At 72.0% G+C, this 21,468-nt stretch carries 21 protein-coding genes; 8 read left to right on the forward strand and 13 right to left on the reverse strand.

From position 1 onward, the window contains the following. Positions 1-10 precede the first annotated feature (10 nt). Positions 11-2,098, forward strand: coding sequence for a SpoIIE family protein phosphatase (locus ACFY0D_RS31995; protein ID WP_390801449.1), 2,088 nt, complete (start codon positions 11-13; stop codon positions 2,096-2,098). 71 nt (positions 2,099-2,169) lie between these two features. Next, complete coding sequence (locus ACFY0D_RS32000) at positions 2,170-2,337, forward strand: hypothetical protein (RefSeq protein WP_390801450.1); 168 nt, start codon at positions 2,170-2,172, stop codon at positions 2,335-2,337. 68 nt (positions 2,338-2,405) lie between these two features. Here the strand turns inward: ACFY0D_RS32000 and ACFY0D_RS32005 are convergent, their stop codons facing one another. Continuing rightward, positions 2,406-2,846, reverse strand: coding sequence for a DUF6299 family protein (locus ACFY0D_RS32005; protein ID WP_390801451.1), 441 nt, complete (start codon positions 2,844-2,846; stop codon positions 2,406-2,408). A 155-nt stretch (positions 2,847-3,001) separates the two neighbouring features. Here ACFY0D_RS32005 and ACFY0D_RS32010 point away from each other — a divergent pair, with 155 nt between their 5' ends. Then, entirely contained in the window at positions 3,002-3,592 is a 591-nt protein-coding gene (locus ACFY0D_RS32010) for a hypothetical protein (RefSeq protein ID WP_390801452.1), read from the forward strand. Between the two features lie 56 nt (positions 3,593-3,648). Then, positions 3,649-4,143, forward strand: a complete 495-nt coding sequence (locus ACFY0D_RS32015; RefSeq protein WP_052872786.1) for a DUF5949 family protein — start codon at positions 3,649-3,651, stop codon at positions 4,141-4,143. A gap of 96 nt (positions 4,144-4,239) precedes the next feature. Here ACFY0D_RS32015 and ACFY0D_RS32020 read toward each other — a convergent pair whose 3' ends face one another. Both ACFY0D_RS32020 and ACFY0D_RS32025 read right to left on the reverse strand, forming a co-directional pair. Beyond that, positions 4,240-5,493, reverse strand: a complete 1,254-nt coding sequence (locus tag ACFY0D_RS32020; protein WP_390801453.1) for a cytochrome P450 — start codon at positions 5,491-5,493, stop codon at positions 4,240-4,242. A gap of 120 nt (positions 5,494-5,613) precedes the next feature. Beyond that, the gene (locus ACFY0D_RS32025; RefSeq protein WP_390801454.1) at positions 5,614-6,765 is read right to left on the reverse strand and encodes a low temperature requirement protein A; all 1,152 of its coding nucleotides are present in this window, start codon (positions 6,763-6,765) and stop codon (positions 5,614-5,616) included. 317 nt (positions 6,766-7,082) lie between these two features. Here ACFY0D_RS32025 and ACFY0D_RS32030 point away from each other — a divergent pair, with 317 nt between their 5' ends. Then, entirely contained in the window at positions 7,083-7,295 is a 213-nt protein-coding gene (locus ACFY0D_RS32030; RefSeq protein WP_390801455.1) for a hypothetical protein, read from the forward strand. 31 nt (positions 7,296-7,326) lie between these two features. Here the strand turns inward: ACFY0D_RS32030 and mscL are convergent, their stop codons facing one another. The 9 genes from mscL to ACFY0D_RS32075 form a co-directional block, all read right to left on the reverse strand. After that, complete coding sequence (gene mscL / locus ACFY0D_RS32035; RefSeq protein WP_390801456.1) at positions 7,327-7,818, reverse strand: large conductance mechanosensitive channel protein MscL; 492 nt, start codon at positions 7,816-7,818, stop codon at positions 7,327-7,329. Between the two features lie 123 nt (positions 7,819-7,941). Further along, a complete protein-coding gene (locus ACFY0D_RS32040; RefSeq protein WP_390801457.1) occupies positions 7,942-8,385 on the reverse strand; it encodes a hypothetical protein in 444 nt (147 codons plus the stop codon). 319 nt (positions 8,386-8,704) lie between these two features. Next, positions 8,705-9,445, reverse strand: coding sequence for an orotidine-5'-phosphate decarboxylase (gene pyrF / locus ACFY0D_RS32045; protein WP_390801458.1), 741 nt, complete (start codon positions 9,443-9,445; stop codon positions 8,705-8,707). A 16-nt stretch (positions 9,446-9,461) separates the two neighbouring features. Next, positions 9,462-10,019: a carboxymuconolactone decarboxylase family protein gene (locus tag ACFY0D_RS32050; protein ID WP_390801459.1), complete on the reverse strand. Its 558-nt coding sequence runs from the start codon at positions 10,017-10,019 to the stop codon at positions 9,462-9,464. 95 nt (positions 10,020-10,114) lie between these two features. Then, complete coding sequence (locus ACFY0D_RS32055; protein WP_390801460.1) at positions 10,115-10,609, reverse strand: hypothetical protein; 495 nt, start codon at positions 10,607-10,609, stop codon at positions 10,115-10,117. Positions 10,610-10,697: 88 nt separating this feature from the next. Then, positions 10,698-11,561 (reverse strand): S-methyl-5'-thioadenosine phosphorylase, encoded by an 864-nt coding sequence (locus tag ACFY0D_RS32060; RefSeq protein WP_390801461.1) that lies wholly within the window; start codon positions 11,559-11,561, stop codon positions 10,698-10,700. 81 nt (positions 11,562-11,642) lie between these two features. Next, positions 11,643-11,963, reverse strand: coding sequence for an FmdB family zinc ribbon protein (locus tag ACFY0D_RS32065; protein WP_189735399.1), 321 nt, complete (start codon positions 11,961-11,963; stop codon positions 11,643-11,645). Between the two features lie 67 nt (positions 11,964-12,030). Next, a complete protein-coding gene (locus ACFY0D_RS32070; RefSeq protein ID WP_390801462.1) occupies positions 12,031-13,407 on the reverse strand; it encodes an MFS transporter in 1,377 nt (458 codons plus the stop codon). A gap of 421 nt (positions 13,408-13,828) precedes the next feature. After that, positions 13,829-15,352, reverse strand: coding sequence for a potassium/proton antiporter (locus ACFY0D_RS32075; protein WP_390801512.1), 1,524 nt, complete (start codon positions 15,350-15,352; stop codon positions 13,829-13,831). Between the two features lie 215 nt (positions 15,353-15,567). Between ACFY0D_RS32075 and ACFY0D_RS32080 the strand changes: the two genes are divergently transcribed. Beyond that, positions 15,568-18,453, forward strand: a complete 2,886-nt coding sequence (locus ACFY0D_RS32080) for a penicillin acylase family protein (RefSeq protein WP_390801463.1) — start codon at positions 15,568-15,570, stop codon at positions 18,451-18,453. Positions 18,454-18,476: 23 nt separating this feature from the next. Here the strand turns inward: ACFY0D_RS32080 and ACFY0D_RS32085 are convergent, their stop codons facing one another. Continuing rightward, on the reverse strand, positions 18,477-19,091 hold the full coding sequence (locus ACFY0D_RS32085) for a 5-formyltetrahydrofolate cyclo-ligase (protein ID WP_390801464.1): 615 nt from the start codon (positions 19,089-19,091) through the stop codon (positions 18,477-18,479). A 95-nt stretch (positions 19,092-19,186) separates the two neighbouring features. On the opposite strand from ACFY0D_RS32085, the gene galU reads away from it, so the two are divergent. Both galU and glp read left to right on the forward strand, forming a co-directional pair. Then, complete coding sequence (gene galU / locus ACFY0D_RS32090; protein WP_266595593.1) at positions 19,187-20,089, forward strand: UTP--glucose-1-phosphate uridylyltransferase GalU; 903 nt, start codon at positions 19,187-19,189, stop codon at positions 20,087-20,089. 4 nt (positions 20,090-20,093) lie between these two features. After that, positions 20,094-21,443 carry a gephyrin-like molybdotransferase Glp gene (gene glp, locus ACFY0D_RS32095; protein ID WP_390801465.1) on the forward strand — a complete coding sequence of 450 codons (1,350 nt, stop codon included), beginning with the start codon at positions 20,094-20,096 and terminating at the stop codon, positions 21,441-21,443. Positions 21,444-21,468 lie beyond the last annotated feature (25 nt).

Raw genomic sequence — 21,468 nt, forward strand, 5'->3', positions numbered from 1 at the left:
GGTGTGGAACGTGGCAGCGGCGGAACGGGACGGACCCGAGCCGGTCCGGCAGTCCCCCGTGACCGTGCCCGGGGAGCGGTTCGCGCTCAACGGCATGGGCAGTCTCGAATGGGACCTGGGTGCCGGGACGGTGGTGCTGGACGAGGCCGCGATGGAGGTCTTCGACCTCGGGCCGGAGGAGTTCGACGGCACCGTTCCCGGTGTCGGACGGCGCATCCCGCACGAGGACGGGGTCCGGCTGACCGAGATCATCGACGGTGTCCTGGCGGACGGCGGGGACACGTACGGCGCGTACTTCATGGTGCAGCGGCGTGACGGCCGCGACCAGTGGACGCACACCTCGGGCCGGGTGCTCCGGGACGGCGCCGGGCAGCCCGAGCGGATCGTGGGGATCGTCCGGGACGCGACCGCCGAACTGGCCCACGCGACGCTGCTGCGCAAGCTGGAGGCGGCGCGCGCCCAGCAGACGACGATCGTGCAGCGGACCACGGAGGCCCTGTCGCGGGCGGTCACGGTCGACGACGTCACGGCCGCGCTGACCGGGGCGGGCGCGCTGGAACGGCTCGGTGCGGACGGGCTGGCCCTGGGGCTGGTCGAGGGCGGCACCATCAAGATCATCGCGCTGAGCGGGGAGTCCCTGGAGATCCTCAGCGAGCGCCGGTTCACCCGGCTGGACGGTTCGCTGCCGCTGTCGCGCGCGGTCCTCACCCGGCAGGCACGTTTCGTCACCTCGCTCACCGACCTCGGCGGGGAGTTCCCGCTCCTCGCGGACTACCTGAACCGGATCCGGTACGACGCCGCCGCCTACCTGCCGTTGATCGCGCAGGCCAAGGCGATCGGCGGGCTGGTCCTCTTCTACCGGCGGCGCACCGAGTTCAGCCCGGAGGAACGCAACCTCTGCCTGGGCCTGGCGGGCATCGTGGCCCAGTCCCTCCAGCGGGCGCTCCTCTTCGACCAGGAACGGGAGTTCGCGACCGGCCTGCAGGCCGCCATGCTGCCGCGCCGCATCCCGGAGATTTCCGGCGGGGAGATCGCGGTCCGCTACCACGCCGCCTGGAGCGGGCGGGAGGTCGGCGGGGACTGGTACGACGTGATCTCGCTGCCCCGCGACCGCGTGGGCGTCGTGGTGGGCGACGTCCAGGGTCACGACACGCACGCGGCGGCGATCATGGGCCAGCTGCGGATCGCGCTGCGGGCGTACGCGGGGGAGGGCCATCCGCCGTCCACCGTGCTGGCCCGGGCCTCGCGCTTCCTCGCCGAGCTGGACACCGAGCGCTTCGCCACCTGCATGTACGCGCAGGTGGACCTGGAGACGGGCGGCGTACGGGCGGTCCGGGCGGGGCACCTCGGACCGCTGATCCGGCACACGGACGGGCGTACGGGCTGGCCCAAGGTGCGCGGCGGCCTGCCGCTCGGGCTGGCCTCGATCTTCGGATACGAGGAGTTCCCGGAAACCCGGCTCGACCTGGTGCCCGGGGAGACCATGGTGCTGTGCACGGACGGCCTGGTGGAGGAGCCGGGCACCACGATCACCGCCGGGATGGACGCCCTCGCCCAGGCGGTGCGCAGCGGCCCCCAGGGGGCCGGGGCGCTCGCCGACCACCTCTCCGACCGGCTCTGGGAACGCTGGGGCTCCGGGGACGACGTGGCCCTGCTGGTGCTGCGCAGGGCCCCCGACCCGGGCACCCACCGGGCGCCGCGCATCCACCAGTACGTCCACCAGGCCGACCCGGAAGGCCTCTCGGAGGCCCGCTACGCCCTGCGCCAGGCCCTGCGCGACTGGGGCATGCCGGAGCTCGCCGACGACGTGGAGCTGGCGGCCGGGGAGCTGCTGGTCAACGCCCTGCTGCACACCGACGGCGGGGCGGTGCTGACGATGGAGGTGCTGCCGGAGCCGGTCCGGCGGATCCGGCTGTGGGTCAAGGACCGCTCCAGCGTGTGGCCGCGCCGGCGCACCCCGGGCGAGGCGGCCACCACGGGGCGCGGGCTGCTGCTGGTGGACGCGCTGGCCACGCACTGGGGCGTGGAGTCCCGGGGCGACGGCAAGGCGGTGTGGTGCGAGTTCGACGCGGGCGGCAGCCCCCGGAGCGCGGGGTGAGCGGACGATCACCCCGGGTTGTGGGGCGCCGGGGGCGGGGTGATGATGCGAGCCATGGAACGGATCGTGTTGTGCGCGGGCTGAGCAAGGCCGCCGTGACGGGCGCCCTGGCCGTGCTCCTGCTGGTGGCCGGGGTGTCGGCCGTCGTGGACCGGGCGACGGGGCGGCCGCACGCGGACCCCGCGTGCCGGTCGGTGGCCTTCATGTCGATGACGGACGTCGCCCCCGACTGCCGGTAGCGGCGGCTACCGGCCCCGGCCCCGGCCCCGGGCGCGAGCCGCAGGCCCGTGCCGCAGGCCGCCACCGCTCAGTGCCCGTGGACCTCGACGTGCTGCGAGTCCTGGGCGACCGTGGTGACCGACCTCGGCATCAGGCCCGAGAGCCGGACCTCCTGGAGCTCCGCGGTGACCACCGCGGAGCCCGGGTGCACGTTCACGAAGGCGCCCGGGGCGTCGGCCACCCAGCGGCGCTCCTGGCCGTCGCAGACGATCTGCTCGGCGCCGATGCTCAGCCGGCCGCCGCCCTCCTGCTCGACGGTCGCCTTGATCTGCATCGCCCCCATGGGTGACGCCTGCTCGCAGTGGTACATCCCGGAAAGAGTGACGGCGCCGTCCTTGGCGACGTAGGCGTCACGATGTACGGAAATCCCTTGATTGAAAACCGTGGCGCCGGCCGGAGCGGTGAATAGCGTGGTGGCGGCCAGTGCGGAGAAGGCCGTCAGGGCCATTCGGCGGGCGGGGATGAGCATTCTTCCTCCAGGTTCTGCGGATGGCGGGATTCCACCGGAACGCATTGTGCTGGCAGGTGGGCGTACGCACTTGCTCCTTGCGCTCGTGTCGTTGTGCGCAATTACCTGCCCGGGCGCGTGAAACTGGCCGAAATACGTCCCCGAAGGGATCTTGCATGCGCCAGCCCGCCCTCCCCCTGCCCGTCCTCGTCCTGCTCCCGCTCCTTCTGTTCGGTGCCACCGCCTGCCAGAGCGCCCCGGAACCGGACGCGCTCGCGCCCGCTGCCGCGCCGGCGGTCGTGGTGGACGACGGGGCGCCGGGCGCGGCCCAGGCCCCCGCACGGCCCGGCGTGCGGGACGCCCATGTGGGCGGTACCGCACGGATGCACGGCAGGCAGGTCGGCCGGCACCTCCAGGTCGAACTCGGGGCGTTCGTGGACCCGGCGATCAGCGTGGACAAGAACTTCGCCCCGCCCGCCGGGAAGCGCTGGGTGGCCGCCTCGATGTCCTTCGTCAACGTGGGAGGAGCCTCGTACGGGGCCCTCGGACGCATGTGGGCGCACGACAGCGCGGGGCAGCGTCACCCGGTGGTGACGACCGGCGAGCTGACGACCGGCAAACCGATGGTCTTCGATTCCCTGGAGGTCGGTGAGCGGGCCGAGGGGTGGGTGGTGTTCGAAATCCCGGAAAGCGCGCGCATTGTGCGGCTCCAGTACCAGGACGCGAACACGCAGGCGAATTCCGGAGAGGGATTCTGGGCCGTCTAGCCCGCCCGGGTGAAGGGCCGTGAAAGGCGCGGCGGAGAGACCACTAGGGTGCGCGCATGACTTCTACTCAAGCCGAAATCGACCGGTCCCAGCTCGGCACCCTTTCGGTGCTCGCCTGGATCGGAGACCCCGAAGAGGCGCACGACATCCCGTACCTCCTCGCCTACACCCTCGGTGACGGACCGCAGGGCCGGGAGGCCGGCGAGGCGGCCGCCCGCGGGCTGCTGGAGGAGATCGGCCTGCCCATCGGCGACGTGGTCATGGACGGCACCCTCAAGGCGGCCACCTTCCCGGTGCAGATCCTGCTGGAGGGCAACCAGATCGCGCTCACCCTGCCCGGGATGAACGCGCGCTGCACCGCCCCCGACGAGTGGGTCGCCGCGGCGGACGAGAGCGGGCAGGCGTACTTCCTGTTCGCCACCCGTGCCTGGCCCGAGGCGGTCCCGGGCCGGCCGGTCGCACCGGAGACCCTGCAGGCCTTCGCGGGCGACGAGTCCGTGCTCACCAGCAGCGCCCACTGCGTCCTCGCCGTGCGGCGCGTACAGCGGTAACAGCGGTAACCACAGGCCGGGTGCCGCCACCACCCGCTCCGGCCGCCGGGCTCCCAGCCTGCCCGGTGGCCGGTCCCGCTTCACCCGGGGCCGGGGTCAGGGCCGTTCGAAGACGAACCGCAGCGAGCGGACCCGGTTGTCGAAGTTCGACCCCGCCAGGTCCGGCAGGCCCACCGCCCGCAGCCCGACCGGCCGGGTCAGCAGCTCACGGAAGAGGGCCTTCATCTCCACCCGGGCCAGGTGCGCGCCCAGGCAGAAGTGCGGTCCGCCGCCGCCGAACCCCAGGTGCGGATTGGGCGAGCGGGTGATGACGAAGGCGTCCGGGTCGGGGAAGACCGCCTCGTCGCGGTTGGCGGAGGCGTAATAGAGGACCACCTTGTCGCCAGGCCGGAACACGTGCCCGTCCATGGTGTGCTCGGCGGCCACGGTCCGGCGGAACTGGATGATGGGCGTCGAGTGCCGGATCATCTCGTCCACCGCCCCGTCCGCGTACTTCTCGAAGTCCGAGAGCAGCAGGTCCCGCTGGTCCGGATGGTCGGTCAGCAGGGACAGCCCATGGGTGATCGCGTTCCGGGTGGTCTCCACCCCGGCGACCATCAACAGGGAGAAGAAGGCGCCGAGCTGGCGGGCCCCGAGGGCCTGGCCGTCGACGTTCGCACAGACCAGCGCCGAGATCAGGTCGTCGGTCGGGTGCTTGCGCCGCTCCCGCCCGATCCCCGCCACCATCCGCTGCATACGGGCGAGCGCACGCAGCCCGCGCCCGGGCATCCGCAGCCGGGAGGCCAGGCCCCGCTCCACCCCGATGTTCTCCGAGGCGTGGTTGACGCGGTCGGCGATCTCGGCCCGGTAGTGCTCGGGGATGCCCATCATGTTGCAGATGACCTCCAGGGGCAGGCGCGAGGCCACGGCCGAGACGAACTCGTCGGGCCGCTCGGCCAGTACGTCGTCCACGATGCGGGCTGCCACGGCGTGGATGTCCTCCTCGGCGGCCGCCAGCAGGCGGGGCGTGAAGGCACGCTGCACGATCTTGCGCAGCTGGGCGTGGTCGGGGCCGTCCAGATTCACCATCGAGTCCCCGAACAGCGCCCGCACCCAGCGGGCCGGCTCGGGGGTGGTCACGCCGGGGGCACTGGCGAAGACCTTGGGGAGGCGGCTGGCCTCCTGCACCTGGGCGTGGCGCACGAGGGCCCAGTGGCCGCGCCCGGACCCTTCGGGGACGAACACCGGGCCCTCGGCCGCGCGCAGCCGGGCGAAGGCCGCGAGGCGGTGGGCGGGGGGCTGCTGCCAGAAGCCTGGCTCGGCCAGCTCCCTGCCGGGGTCGGTGCCGTGGCGTTGTGCCGGGAGTGTCAAGGCAGGTCCTCCAGTAGGTGCGCGTCGTTCTGCGCTGGAGAACGGCGGCGGGGGCGCGGGAGTGACGGTTCGGCGGGGTGCGGGTGCGGGCCGCAGGGGCGCAGGCGCGGCCCGGGGGAGTCAGACGGCGGCGCCGGCGCTCGCACCGGCCCGCGTGGACAGGGTCAGGCCGACCGCCACCGTCAGCACCCCGACAAGGCCCGCCCAGAGGACGGCGTACGTACCCGACCAGGTGCAGGCGAGCGTCACGAGGGCGGACACCGGCAGGACCAGCTGCTGGGCGAGGCCGCGCTTGAAGTGCCGGGAGTGCAGCAGCCACACCATCATCAGGAACAGCGCGGTCGGGACCATGACGGCGGAGTTCGCGGCGACCTGGGAGATGTGCGCCTTGCCCACCGCCTGCTCGACGGCGACCTCGATGCCGGCGCCGATCGCCGCGCCCGAGGCGAAGATCAGCAGGTGCCCGTAACCCCACGGGATGGCCTCGCGGTTGGAGGTCAGGTGCTGGTGCATCGGCACGGCGAAGTAGATCCACCACGCGGCGAAGACGATCAGCAGCCCGCCCGCCGCGATGGGCAGCAGCCGGCCCAGCGCCTCGTGCTCGTCGATCGCGGACTTGACCGCCACCGTGGCCGCGGCGATCGTCTCGCCGAGCACGATGATGGTGAACAGGCCGTACCGCTCCACGATGTGGTGCGCGTGCCAGGGCGTCTGGTGCCCGCGCTCGGCGATCACCGGAACCCCCAGCTCGGCGATGAGCAGCACGAGGAACAGCCAGCGCTTCAGGTCGTCCGGGACGAACAGCAGGCCGATCCAGCCCAGCTGGCAGATCACCAGTCCGGCCGCGTACTTCAGCGCCGACGTCCGGGCCTCGCCCTGCTCCCCGGAGGCGGCCCGCAGCCACTGCGCCGTCAGGGCGACGCGCATGATGATGTAGCCGGTGACCGCGACCGCCCAGTCGTTGTCGTCGAAGGCCCGGCTCACCCCGGCCGCGTACACGAGAACACCGGCGATCTGTACGAGCGTCGCGATCCGGTACGGGACGTCGTCCACGTCGTACGCCGAGGCGAACCAGGTGAAGTTCATCCAGGCCCACCACACGCCGAAGAAGACGAAGAAGTAGCCGACCACCCCGGCGCCGGGATGGCCCTCCGCGAGCGAGTGCACCAGCCGGGCGCCGGCCTGGGCGATGGCGACGACGAAGCAGAGGTCGAAGAACAGCTCCAGCGGGGTGGCGGCACGGTGGAGCTCGTCGGGGCTGCGAGCGGTCATGGGGGAGAAGGCCATACCGGCCAGGAGACCAGAGGCAGGGACCTCCGGCAGGGCGGACGCGCGGCCCGCAGGGCCCGTGTGCCCCGGGCGGATGCCAGGCGCGGTCCGCGGCCCCGAAGCGGTCGCGGACGGAGGCGGGCGCCGTCACCGGCCCCGCATCGGCCTCCGTGCCAGGTGCCCGGCGGTGTGCCGGTGGTCCGACGCCCGCCCCGGAGCCGGGGCGCCCGGCCGGATCCGACCGGGGAACGGGGCGGGGGACGGGCCGGGGGACAGGTGGGGGGCCGGGGCGGGGGAGAGGGCGGCCGTACCCTGGAGACATGAGCAGCGCCCCCGCCCCCGACCCGCAGCCCTCGCGTACCGCCCCCGAGGCCGCCAAGCCGCGGCCGAAGCCCAGGCTGGTCTTCGACGACCCGCTGGACCAGCAGTCCTCGGACGACACCGACCACGGCTGGGGCGAGCGGCCGCCCGCCGGCGGTAGCGCGGCCGACCTGGCCCGCTTCCTCGACGAGAAGCCCCCGCACCACGTCTGACCGGCCCGGCCGGCCCGGCCGGCCGGAGAGGTCAGAAACCGTTGCGTGAACCGGTGGGGGGCGTGCCACCACCGCGCTGCGCGACCAGGGCGTCCCGGATCTCCTTCAGGAGCTCCAGTTCGGTGATCTCGACGACCTCCTGGACACCTTCCTTCGCCTTGCGCCGGGCCTCCTGCTTGGCGAGGTACTTCGACATCGGCAGCACCATCAGGAAGTACACGACCGCGGCGGTGATGACGAAGGTCAGCGTCGCATTCAGCACCGAGCCCCAGAGGATCTCCACGCCCGTCGGCTGGCCGTCCGGGCCGATGGCGCAAGGAGCCTTGAGGCAGGACTTGTAGCCGTCGAGGCTCTTCGTGCCGACCGCGCCCACCACCGGGCTGATGATCCCCTTGACCACCGAGTTCACGATGCTCGTGAACGCGGCGCCGATGACCACGGCCACCGCCAGGTCGACCACGTTGCCGCGCATCAGGAAGGCCTTGAAGCCTGCCAGCACGCTCTCCTTCTTCTTCTCGCTCACCACTGAGCCTCTCTTCACATCTGCCGAACACGGAGCCAACGGTTCCGAAAGCTACGGCAGTCCAGGAGCGGAGTGTCCAATCGGCCCCCACCTTGAGGTGAATTGACTGCCCGTGTGTGCGAATCAGCACAACGTCACCGCCAGCCGCGTCGTGGCGCCGGCGCCCACGAGACCCGGCGCGGCATCCCGCGGAACGGACAGCACCACCAGCGCCCCACCGTCCGCAACATCCTTGTCCGGATCGGGAACTTCGGCGACCAGCACCCCCGCGGCCACCACCCTGGGCGGCCCGGCGCGCTCCGCCGCGACCACGTCCACCCGGTCCCCCGGCCGCAGCAGCCGCACCGCCGCCGCGTCCGCGATGCGCACGGGCGCCGACACCATCCGCACCGCGGCGGGTGGCGCCGCACGCTGAGAGGCCCGCACCTCGGGCCGCGCGGCGCCCCGCGAGGCCTGAGCCTCCGCCCCGCCCACCGCCACGGCCGCCGCCACCACGGCCAGCGCGGCCGAGGCGGCCCGGCGCCGCCGTCGCACGGCCCGGCGCAGCCGGTCCCCGCCGCGCCCCACGCGAAGCGGCGGGAACGGCGGGACCGGGCGCGCGGGGGGACACGCGGAGGACGTCGCGCACGCGGCGGGAGCGCGGGCGGCAAGGGAAGCGGAGGAAGCGCAGGAGACGGAGGGAGCGGATGAGGCGGAGGAAGCGGATGAGGCGGAGCGGGCCGAAGAGGACGCGGACGTACGGGACATGACGAACACCACCAGACCGAGTGAGTCGCTGTGTCCGGACCCGGCGCCCGGACACATCTCACGATCCCGCCTCCCCGGAAATCCCGTCGGAGCCTGTGGACGATCCCCAGCTTGTGGACAACCCCGTCACCCTCACGAGTCAGTCGGCGCAGGCACGCACCCGCCGCAGCGCGGCCACCGGGTCCGCCGCCCGGCCGACCGACCGGCCCACCACGACGTGCGAGGCCCCGGCCGCGAAGGCGGCCCGCGGTGTCCCCGGCCGGGCGTGCCCGCCCGCCGCGCCCTCCGGCTCCAGGACCACCCCCGGCGTGACGATCAGCCGGTCCGGCCCCAGGAGTTCCCGCAGCACCCCGGCCTCCCGCGGCGAGGCGATGACCCCGTCGCAGCCCGCGCCCGCGGCCAGCCGGGCCAGCCGCAGCACCTGCTCCTCGGTGCCGGCGGCCACGCCGATGTCCGCGAGGTCGCTCCCGGTCATGCTGGTGACCACGGTCAGCGCCAGTACCCGCAGCCGCGGGAACTCCCGCGCCGCCTCCACCGCCGCGGACAGGATCCCCGTACCGCCCATGGCGTGCACGGTCACCATGGACGCGCCGAGCGCGCCGGCGGCCCGGACCGCCCCGGCGACGGAGTTCGGGATCTCGAAGAGCTTCAGGTCGAGGAAGACCTCGTGCCCCCGCCCGACGAGGTCCCGCGCGAGTCCGGGGCCCGCCGCGGTCAGCAGCTCCAGGCCGATCTTGTAGAAGCCGCACGCGTCGCCGAGGCGCTCGACGAGCGCCTCGGCGGCCCGGCGGTCGTCGAAGTCGAGGGCGACGATGACCCTGCGGTCGGCGAGAGGGAGGCCGGAGAGAGGGAGGCCGGAGAGAGGGAGGTCGGTGTTCACGCCGCCATTGTCGAGGTCACCGCCGGGCCGGGACCTGGCAGGCCTCCGCGAACCCCTGACTGGTCAGGCCGAAGGCGCTGTTGACGCGCGAGCGCAGGTTCTCCAGCGCGACCATCGCGGTGAGCTCGACGAAGGCCTCCTCGCCGAGCCGCGCGATCAGTTCGCGCGCGAGCTCGTCCGTGACCGTCGGCTCGGTCTCCGTCATGGCCTCGGCGTACTCCATGACCAGCAGTTCCAGCTCGGTGAACACCTCACGGGCCTCCCGCCACTGAGGCACCCGCTCGATCTTCTCGGCCGGCAGGCCCAGCTCGTGGCCCTCCCAGTAGCCGAAGTCCATGCACCACGAGCAGTTGATACGGGCCGCCGCCGCCATCACGGCGAGATGCTTCAGCCCGGCGTCGAGCGCATTCCACTTCGCCACGCTCCGCTCCAGCCGGACGTAGGAGAAGAGCACGCGCGAGTTGTGCCCGTAGGCCTGCCCGGGGTCGAGCACCTTGCCGTAGGTACGGCGCGAGTACCAGGCCCCGATCCGCATGAGCAGGGTGCGGGGCGGGGTGAGCGAGATACGCGGCATGTCAGTCATCTCCCTGGCTGGGGCGGTCTTCGTTTCCGCCTTCACCAGGGAGGACCGGACAGCCGCGCCGGATGTGACAGCCGCCGGCCCCTTTTCTAGACGCTTTCCTCACCGGGCGCCGCGGGCGCGATCCCGAGCGCGCCGAGGAGCCGTTCCGCGAGGTCCTCGGCGAAGGCCTCGGAGCCGGTGAGGACGGCCCGCACACCCTCCGGGTCGGCGGTCAGCCCGCCCGCGGCCGCCCAGTCGAGGGCGCCCGCCAGGGCCGCTTCGACGGGGAACCGGTCGACGGGTATCTCGTAGTCCTCGGCCGTGTCCCGGTTGAGCAGCGCCTTCCAGCGGCCCCCGGCGAAGGTGGCGCCCTCGACGAACCCGACATCGCTGTCGAGGAAGGCCACCGTGAGCACCGGCGCCCCGGTCCGCCGCGCCAGCGCCGCCGCGGCGCCGTCCGGCTGGTCGGCGCAGTACACGACCGACCAGCCGCCACCCAGGTCCGCGTCGGCGTCGACGCCCTCGACCCCGGCCTCCGCCGCGAACTCACGCAGCTCCGTCACCGTGGCGCGCGCCACGGCCATCCCACCCGAACTTCCCATGCGCGCAGGCTAGGGGCCGCCACTGACAACCCGGCCGGGGCGTCCACAGGGTGGCCCCAGGGCGTTCCCCCGGGCAGCCCGGAGGGGGTTACGGGAGCTCGATGCCCAGGTCCCACCCGTCGTGCGCGTGCGTGCACAGGCAGGCCCGGGTCTCCGTGGCCGGCAGGGCCGCCACCGCGTCGAAGAGGACCTCGCGCAGCCGCCCGACGTTCTCGCCGAACACCTTCAGGACCTCGGTGTGGGAGACGCCCTCACCGGTCTCCGCGCCCGCGTCCAGGTCCGTGACCAGGGCCATCGAGGTGTAGCAGAGCCCCAGCTCACGGGCGAGGACCGCCTCCGGGTGGCCGGTCATGCCGACCACCGACCAGCCCGCCGCCGCGTGCCACCGTGACTCGGCGCGCGTCGAGAAGCGCGGTCCCTCGATGACGACCATGGTGCCGCCGTCCACCGGCTCCCAGTCCCGCCCGCGGGCCGCCGCCATCGCCACGGACCGGCCCACCGGGCAGTACGGGTCGGCGAAGGTGGTGTGCACGACGTTCGGGACGGAACCTCCCCCAGAGCCTCCGGCCTGGGAGGGACCCCCGGGCAGCGGCTCACCGTCGAAGAAGGTCTGGATGCGGGCCTTCGTACGGTCGACCAGCTGGTCGGGAACGAGCAGCGTGCCCGGCCCGTACTCGGCCCGCAGACCGCCGACCGCGCACGGGCCCAGCACCTGGCGGACGCCGACCGAGCGCAGGGCCCACAGGTTGGCCCGGTAGTTGATCTTGTGCGGGGGGACGGTGTGGCTGCGTCCGTGCCGGGGCAGAAAGGCCACCTGGCGCCCGGCCAGCTCACCCACGTACAGGGAGTCGCTCGGGGGTCCGTACGGGGTCTCCACCTGGATCTCGGAGACGTCCTCCAGGAAGGAGTAGAAGCCCGAGCCGCCGATGACACCGATCTCTGCGTTCACCATGCGGTCCACCCTAAGGCCCTGCCGTGGGCATGCCGAAGGCCCCGCTGCCGGTAGGGGCGGCGGGGCCTCGGGGAGAAGCGATCAGGCGGCCGACGTGGAGCTGCTGCTCGACGAGCTCGACGACGTCGAGGAGGACGAGGCGGCAGGAGCGGCGGCAGCGGTCGACGTCGAGGACGACGAGGAGCTGGACGACGGCTTCGAGGCAGGGGTGCTGCTCGACGACGCGCCACGGCTGTCGTTCCGGTAGAAACCGGAGCCCTTGAAGACGATGCCGACCGCGGAGAACACCTTCTTCAGGCGTCCGTCACAGCTCGGGCACACGGTCAGTGCGTCATCGGTGAACTTCTGCACGGCCTCAAGGCCCTCACCGCACTCGGTGCACTGGTACTGGTAGGTCGGCACGAATTTCCTCCTGGCACTCTGACTCAATGAGTGCTAACGACGCTCCATGGTGACGTATTCCGGCGGATCAGTCCACCGTCACCGGCACGCGGTGACCCATCCCACGCTCGTTCACCCGGTTACGGGAGGCCGGCGAGGGGGTGGTGCGGGTGGCCACCTGGGTGTTCGCCTGCGTCTTCGCCGGAGCGGCGGCCTCCTGCGCGGACGCGTTCACGATCCGGCTCGGGGCCTTCGGGGCCAGCTTCGCGCGCAGCGCCAGCAGGGTGGTCAGCGCGAGCGCGGTGGCACCCATGGGCACCAGGAAGCCGAACGAGGATCCGTGCGCGTCCGTCAGACGGCCGGCCAGGATGACGGCGATGGCCTGACCGAAGGCGATCGAGCCGGTCAGCCAGGTGAAGGCCTCGGTCCGCGCGTTCGCGGGGACCAGCTGCTCGACCATCGTGTAGCCGGTGATCAGCGCCGGGGCGATGCACAGGCCGACGACCAGGCCGAGCGCGCCCAGCAGGATCATCGAGTTCGCCGCCCACAGGACGGACGCGGCGGCGGTGAGGCCGATGTAGCCCAGGATCAGCCGGCGGCGCGGGCCGATCTTCCAGGCGATGGCGCCCATGGCGATACCGGAGATCATGTTGCCCGCGGCGAAGACTCCGTAGAGCAGGCCGTTGGCGCCGGGGTTGCCGATCTCGTCGGAGAAGGCGGCGAGCGAGACCTGCATGCCGCCGAAGACGGCGCCGATCCCGAGGAAGGCGAAGATCAGGACGCGCAGGCCCGGGAAGGACAGCGCGAAGGCGCGCTTCTCACCGGTGAGCGACGGGGCGTGCGTCTTGGGCTGGCTGGCCCGCTGGGCCGCGAAGAGCAGGCCGCCGAGCAGGGTCAGCGTGGCCTCGGTGACGAGGCCGGCCGCCGGGTGGACGCCGGTGCACAGCGCGGTCGCCAGGACCGGGCCGACGACGAAGGTGAACTCGTCGGTGACGGACTCGAAGGCGGCGGCCGTCGGCAGCAGCGGCGAGCCCTCCAGCTTGGCGGCCCAGCGCGCCCGGACCATCGGTCCGACCTGCGGCACCGAGGCACCGGTGGGTACGGCGGCCAGCGCCAGCGCCCAGACCGGCGCGTCCAGCAGCGCGAGCGCGGCCAGGCCGGTGACGGCGGCGGAGTGCGCGAGGACCACGGGCAGCAGGACGGCCGTCTGGCCGAAGCGGTCGGTGAAGATGCCCATCAGCGGGGCGGACAGTGCCATGGAGATACCGGTGACGGCGGCGACGATGCCGGCGCTGCCGTAGGAACCGGTGGTGTGCTGGACCAGCAGCAGGATGCTGATCGTCAGCATGCCGAAGGGGAGCCGTGCTGCGAAGCCGGGGAGTACGAAGCCGAGGGCGCCGGGAGTGCGCAGGAGCTGCCCGTAGCCGGGGCGGGCGGACGTGTCGGTCGTGACCGCGGATGTCACGGCCTTGCCTTTCCGCTGCCTGGTAGAGCGTCCCCGTCTGCGGACGGTGCTTCGCCTTGTGAGCGACCGCACCCGTACATGTGGGAGCCCCGAGAGCTGTCCTCTTGCGCAGAACCGAGTGATACCTGGGCGCCCACGTCGGGGTGGTGCCACGGCCGCTTTGCGGTCGCGCCAGCTCTGCGTCAGGCAGAGTTGGTTCGATCTGGTGTGCCTTCATCGTACAGGGAAAGCCACTACCACGCCCTGTGAATTCGGCGACAAGGGGTGTCTTCACCTGGGATTAACGGCTGCTTCGCATGTAAAGAGCCCGGAAAATTAGGCAAAAGCGGGCATATCTCAGCTAAATTGGCGAATTAGAACGACGCTCAAACGGCGCTCTGGCGGTGCGCCGACGACGCTCCGGCGGCGCTCCGGCGGCGCACTAGCGCGAGACGGGTCCGCCCGTGCCCAGCCACCCCGCGAGCTTGCCGCCCCGGGCCACCGCCCGCAGCCGTGCCTCCGCCGCGTCCCGCACCGGATCCGTGGCCACCACCAGCAGCTCGTCCCCTCGCCGCAGCACGGTCGACGGCGCCGGCACGAAACTCTTCGCGTCCCTGACCACCAGCGTGACCGAGGCCCCCGGCGGCAGCCGCAGCTCGCTCACCTCCACGCCGTGCATCCGCGAGGCCGGCGGGATGGAGAAGGAGAGCAGGTGTCCGCGCAGCTTCTCCAGCGGCGCCGACTCGATCCCGAGGTCGAAGGCGCCCTCGTCCCCGCTCCCGAGGTTCAGCTTGCGCGCGAGCCAGGGCAGGGTCGGGCCCTGCACCAGGGTGTAGACCACGACCAGCACGAAGACGATGTTGAAGACCCGGTCGCTGCCCTCGATCCCGGACACCATCGGGATGGTCGCCAGGATGATGGGCACGGCCCCGCGCAGGCCCGCCCACGACATCAGCACCTGCTCCTGCCAGGTGATCCGGAAGGGCAGCAGGCTGATGAAGACCTCCAGGGGGCGCGCCACCATCGTCAGTACCAGCCCGATGACCACGGCGGGCCAGAAGTCGCGGACCAGCTCGTGCGGGGTGACCAGCAGGCCCAGCAGCACGAACATGCCGATCTGGGCGATCCAGCCGAGCCCGTCGGCGAAGCCCCGGGTGGCGGGCCAGTGCGGAAGCTTCGCGTTCCCGAGCACCATCGCCGCCAGGTACACCGCGAGGAAGCCGGAGCCGTGCGCGATGGCGCCGGCCGCGTACGCCACGATGGCGATGGCCATCACGGCGATCGGGTAGAGGCCGGAGGCGGGCAGTGCCACGTGCCGCAGCCCGTACGCGCCCAGGAAGCCCACCGTCAGGCCGATCGCGGCGCCGATGGCCAGCTCCAGGGCGATCTTCCCGATCAGGACGTACCACTCGTCCACCGGGCCGACGGTCGAGAAGGCCACCACCAGGATGACGACGGGTGCGTCGTTGAAACCGGACTCGGCTTCCAGCACACCGGTGATCCGGGCGGGCAGCGGCACCTTGCGCAGCACCGAGAAGACGGCCGCCGCGTCGGTCGAGGAGACGACCGCGCCGATCAGCAGGGCCTGGCGCCATTCCAGTCCGACCAGATAATGCGCTCCCGCCGCCGTCACGCCCACGCTGACCGCAACGCCCACGAGTGACAGCATGACCGCGGCCGGCAGGGCCGGCTTGATCTCTTTCCACTTGGTGCCCAGACCACCCTCGGCGAGGATCACGACGAGCGCGGCATAACCGATGACCTGGGTCAGCTCGGCATTGTCGAATACGACGTTGCCGATGCCGTCCTGTCCTATCGCGATGCCTATGCCGAGGTAGATGAGCAGGCTGGGGAGGCCGCTGCGTGAAGAGATGCGTACCGCCGCCACGGCGACGAGCAGCACGAGCGAGCAGACCAGCAGAAGCTCATTGAGCGTGTGGACAGTCAGCGGGCGGCCCTCCTCAATGCGCCCGGCGGATCGATCCTCCCGGCGACAAGTTCGGCAAGTAGTTCGTTACCTTACCTAATCTTTGACGCGCCCTTTACGCGATAACCACATTGTGAAACGCCTGTTCCCCCCTGTCCTCAGCACCTCGACCCCTGGCGGATCAACGAAGGCGGTCGTGCGCCTATGGTTGCTCCCAGTACTCCCAGGACCACCCTGCCCCTCTAAGGACAGCGATGCCCGCCAACGAAACCGCTCCTCCCGTCAAGAAGAAGGGACGACGCGCCCGTCTGATCGTGCTCGTCCTGGTCCTGGCGCTCTTCGCGGGCCTCGGCTACGGGGCGTACTGGAGCGTGGACAGCGTGCGCGCCTCCTTCCCCCAGACGACCGGCTCCCTCAAGGTGCCGGGCCTGACCGGGACCGTCGACGTCAAGCGCGACGCCCACGGCATTCCGCAGCTCTACGCGGACAACGACGACGACCTCTTCCGTGCGCAGGGCTTCGTGCACGCGCAGGACCGGTTCTGGGAGATGGACGTACGACGTCACATGACGTCCGGCCGGCTCTCCGAGATGTTCGGCTCCGGCCAGGTCGAGACCGACGCCTTCCTGCGCACGCTGGGCTGGCGCCAGGTCGCGCAGGCCGAGTACGACACCAAGCTGTCGGCCGAGACCAAGAAGTATCTCCAGGCCTACGCCGACGGGGTCAACGCGTACCTGAAGGGGAAGTCCGGCAAGGACCTCTCCGTCGAGCACGCGGCGCTCAAGCTCAGCGACGACTACAAGCCCGAGCAGTGGACGCCGGTGGACTCGGTGGCCTGGCTCAAGGCGATGGCGTGGGACCTGCGCGGCAACATGCAGGACGAGATCGACCGCGCGCTGATGGCGACCAAGCTCTCGCAGGCGCAGATCGACGAGCTCTACCCGCCGTACCCCTTCGACCGGAACAAGCCGATCGTCGAGGGCGGCAAGGTCGACGGCGGGAAGTACACCCCGCAGGGCGCCGCCGCGGGCAGCGGCTCGGGCACCGGGACCGGCACCGGGACGGGCACCGGCACCGGGACCGGCTCGGGCAGCGGTAACGCCGCCGGAACCCAGACCTCGGCCGTCACGGGCCCGGTCGACGGCCCGGCCAACGGCCTGGCCGGCAACACCGCCGCCCAGGGCGCGACCGTGGGCCTGCGCACCCAGCTGACCTCGCTCGCCGGCACCCTGGACAAGATCCCCGCGATCCTCGGCCCCAACGGCAGCGGCATCGGCTCGAACTCCTGGGTCGTCTCCGGCAAGTACACGACCACCGGCAAGCCGCTGCTCGCGAACGACCCGCACCTGTCCCCGCAGCTGCCCTCGGTCTGGTACCAGATGGGCCTGCACTGCCGCGCGGTCTCGCCCCAGTGCCAGTACGACGTGGCCGGCTACACCTTCTCGGGCATGCCCGGCGTGGTCATCGGCCACAACGCCGACATCGCCTGGGGCATGACCAACCTCGGTGCCGACGTCACCGACCTCTACCTGGAGCAGGTCAAGCCCGAGGGCTACGTCTACGACGGCAAGGTGCTCCCCTTCACCACCCGTGAAGAGGTCATCAAGGTCGCGGGCGGCGACAGCAAGAAGATCACCGTCCGCACCACCAACAACGGCCCGCTCGTCTCCGACCGCAGCGTGGAGCTCGGCACCGTCGGCACCCGCGCCCCCGTCGCCAGCTCCGCCCCCGACCGCGGTGACGGCTACGCCGTCGCCCTGCGCTGGACGGCGCTGGACCCGGGCAAGTCCATGGACGCGGTCTTCAAGCTCGACAAGGCCAAGACCTTCGACGACTTCCGCAAGGCGGCCGCCGACTTCGAGGTCCCGTCCCAGAACCTGATCTACGCCGACAACAAGGGCGCCAACGGCAGCATCGGCTACCAGGCCCCGGGCCGCATCCCGGTGCGCGGCCAGCACGACGGCCGGATGCCCGCCCCGGGCTGGGACTCCAAGTACGCCTGGAAGGGCGGCAAGGACAGCAACGCCGGCTACATCCAGCAGAACGAGATGCCCTGGGACCTCAACCCGTCCCGCGGCTACATCGTCACCGCCAACCAGGCCGTCGTGGAGAGCGGGACCGGCGCGGGCAAGTACCCGTACCTGCTGACCACCGACTGGGGCTACGGCGCCCGCAGCCAGCGGATCAACGACCTCATCGAGGCGAAGATCAAGGACGGCGGCCGGATCTCGACCGACGACATGCGCACCATGCAGATGGACAACAGCAGCGAGATCGCCGCGCTGCTGACCCCGATGCTGGCGAAGATAGAGGTCTCGGACCCGGGCGTGCGCGCCGCGCAGAAGCTGCTGGACGGCTGGAACTACACGCAGGAGCCCGACTCGGCGGCCGCGGCCTACTTCAACGCGGTCTGGCGCAACATCCTCAAACTCTCCTTCGGCGACAAGATGCCCAAGGAGCTGCGGATCGAGGGCAGCTGCATGAACGTCCTCGGCAACGGCACCGGCCCGGCCGACGACCTCGCCAAGACGGTCCGCGAATGCGGCACCCGCGACTCCGACTCGGCGCAGCCCGACGGCGGCGACCGCTGGTTCGAGGTGGTCCGCCGCCTGGTCAAGGACGAGAAGTCGCCGTGGTGGACCTCGCCGCAGACCGTGACCCAGCCGGCGGCCACCACCCGCGACGAGCTCTTCGCCCGGGCCATGAGGGACGCCCGCTGGGAGCTGACCGCCAAGCTCGGCAAGGACCAGTCCACCTGGAGCTGGGGCCGGCTGCACCAGCTGACGCTGAAGAACCAGACGATCGGCACCGAGGGCCCCGGCTTCATGCAGTGGCTCCTCAACCGCGGCCCGTGGAACGTGGGCGGCGGCGAGGCCACGGTCAACGCCACCGGCTGGAACGCCTCCAGCGGGTACGGGGTCACGTGGGTGCCCTCGATGCGGATGGTCGTGAACCTGAACGACCTCGACAAGTCGCGCTGGATCAACCTGACGGGTGCCTCGGGGCACGCGTACAACGCGCACTACACGGACCAGACGACGATGTGGGCCAAGGGCGAGCTGCTGGAGTGGCCCTTCGGCAAGGACGCCGTCGAGAAGGCCACGGTCGACACCCTGACCCTCAAGCCCGAGGGCTCGTAAGGGTCAGGGCGCGGACCAGGTCGTCATGCACTGAAGCGGCGCACCCCTGACGGGGTGGCCACCGCCTGGACGGGGTGGTCGTGCGGTTCCTCCGGGACCCGCGCGACCACCTCGTCGTCGTAGAGGAGCACGACGAGTGCGGGATGCGCCCCGGCGCGCTCCAGCCGCTCCAGCACCCGGTCGTACGAGCCCCCGCCGCGGCCGAGGCGCATGCCGCGGCCGTCCACCGCGAGCCCGGGCAGCAGCACGGCGTCGGCCCCGGTGACCGCGTCCGGTCCGAGCGCGGGGCCGGTCGGCTCCAGCAGCCGCATCTTGCCCGGGTGGGCGGCTTCGGCGAGTGTGGCCGGGCCTTCGTACGCCGCCCAGTCGAGGTCGTCGTCGGGCAGCAGCAGGGGGAGCAGCACCCGCTTGCCGGCCGTGCGCAGGGCGTCGAGGAGCTCCCGGGTGCCGGGTTCGGTGCCGACGGAGACGTAGGCCGCCACCGTGCGCGCACCGGCCAGTTCGGGCAGTTCGAAGGACCTGACGGCGAGTGCGGTGGCCGCCGTGCGGCGGTTTTCGGGGGACAAGGCGCGGCGCGCGGCAAGCAGTTCTCGGCGCAGTTCGGCCTTGGCGGCGGCGGTGGGCTGGTTCTCTGCCACGAGGAAATCAAATATCCTTCCGAATCGGGGCATACCTGTATCTACCTGATGCGATCTCGTCCGGTGTTCGACGGAAGCCCACTATCGTTCGGGGCATGACTATGTTGCACCCCGTGATCAAGAAGGCCGTGATTCCGGCCGCTGGCCTCGGCACCCGCTTCCTTCCGGCGACCAAGGCGACCCCGAAGGAAATGCTCCCGGTTGTGGACAAGCCGGCCATCCAGTACGTGGTCGAGGAGGCCGTCGGGGCCGGGCTCGATGACGTTCTCATGATCACTGGGCGTAACAAGCGTGCCCTGGAAGACCACTTCGACCGGAACTACGAGCTGGAGTCGGCCCTCATCGCCAAGGGCGACGACGACCGCCTGAAGAAGGTCCAGGAGTCCAGCGACCTCGCCACCATGCACTACGTCCGCCAGGGTGACCCGCGGGGCCTGGGCCACGCCGTGCTGTGCGCCGAGCCGCACGTCGGCCGCGAGCCCTTCGCCGTCCTGCTCGGCGACGACCTCATCGACCCGCGCGACCCGCTGCTGCGCCAGATGGCCGACATCTACGCCCGCACCGGCGGCACCGTCATCGCGCTCATGGAGGTCGACCCGGCCAACGTCCACCTCTACGGCTGCGCCGCCGTCGAGGCCACGGACGAGGACGACGTCGTCCGCATCACCGGCCTCGTCGAGAAGCCGGACCCCGAGGACGCCCCCAGCAATTACGCGGTCATCGGCCGCTACGTCCTCAACCCCGCGATCTTCGACATACTGCGGGAGACCGAGCCGGGCCGCGGTGGGGAGATCCAGCTCACCGACGCCCTGCAGAAGCTGGCCGCCGACGAGACCGTCGGCGGTCCGGTGCACGGCGTGATCTTCCGGGGCCGTCGCTACGACACCGGGGACCGCGGCGACTACCTGCGGGCCATCGTCCGCCTCGCGTGCGAGCGCGAGGACCTGGGCCCCGAGTTCCGCACCTGGCTTCACCGTTACGTCACGGAGGAGATGTAGCACCTTGAGCAGTTCCGCACCGCAGGACACCGGCCACCGTCTGTGGTCCGTGGACGAGCACCTCGCGGACGTCCTCTCGGCCGTCCGGCCGCTGGAGCCCATCGAGCTCCAACTGCTGGACGCCCAGGGCTGTGTCCTGGTCGAGGACGTGACCGTGCCCGTCGCCCTCCCGCCCTTCGACAACAGCTCCATGGACGGCTACGCCGTCCGAACGGCCGACGTCCAGGGTGCGAGCGAGGAGTTCCCCGCGGTGCTGACCGTCGTCGGGGACGTCGCGGCGGGCAGCGGTGAGCTGCCCACCGTGGGCCCCGGCGAGGCTGCCCGGATCATGACCGGCGCCCCGCTGCCGCCCGGCGCGGAAGCCGTCGTACCGGTCGAGTGGACCGACGGCGGCACGGGCGGCGGCGCGGCCGCCGGGATGACCCCGGCCAGCGCCGCCCCCGAACACGCGGGCGGCGAGGTACGGGTGCACCGCGCCGCCGAGGCACGGGCGCACGTCCGCGCCCGCGGCAGCGACGTACAGGCCGGTGACCTGGCCCTCGCGGCCGGCACCGTCCTCGGGCCGCCGCAGATCGCCCTGCTGGCCGCCATCGGGCGCGGCACCGTACGGGTGCGGCCGCGCCCCCGCGTGGTGGTCCTGTCCACCGGCAGCGAGCTGGTCCAGCCCGGCGAGGCGCTCACGGCGGGCACCATCTACGACTCCAACAGCTTCGCGCTGGCCGCGGCCGCGCGGGACGCCGGCGCCATCGCCTACCGGGTCGGCGCCGTCGCGGACGACGCCGACACCTTGCGCTCCACCATCGAGGACCAGCTGATCCGGGCCGACCTGCTGGTCACCACGGGCGGGGTCAGCGTCGGCGCGTACGACGTCGTCAAGGAGGCGCTGTCCTCGGTCGGGCAGTCCGACGAGGGCGCGGGCGAGGACGTCGACGGCGGCCGGATGGACTTCCGCAAGCTCGCCATGCAGCCCGGCAAGCCGCAGGGCTTCGGCACGATCGGCCCGGACCACACCCCGCTGCTGGCGCTGCCCGGCAACCCGGTGTCCTCGTACGTCTCCTTCGAGCTGTTCGTGCGCCCCGCGATCCGCACCCTCATGGGGCTGCCGGAGTCCGAGGTCCGGCGGCCGAGCGTGCGCGCGGTGCTGAGCGCCGACAAGGCACTCGGCTCCCCGGCCGGCCGCCGCCAGTTCCTGCGCGGCAAGTACGACGCCGAGAGCGGCACGGTCAGCCCGGTCGGCGGATCGGGCTCCCACCTGATCGCCGCGCTGGCGCACGCCGACTCCCTCATGGTCGTACCGGAGGACGTCACCTCGGTGGAGCCGGGGACGGAGCTGGAAGTGATCCTGCTCGGCTGAAGTCGGGCCGGTGCGGGTAGCGTGT

Origin of the sequence: Streptomyces sp. NPDC001502, from assembly GCF_042894785.1 — a bacterium.
GTDB classification, from domain to species: Bacteria; Actinomycetota; Actinomycetes; order Streptomycetales; family Streptomycetaceae; genus Streptomyces; species Streptomyces kutzneri.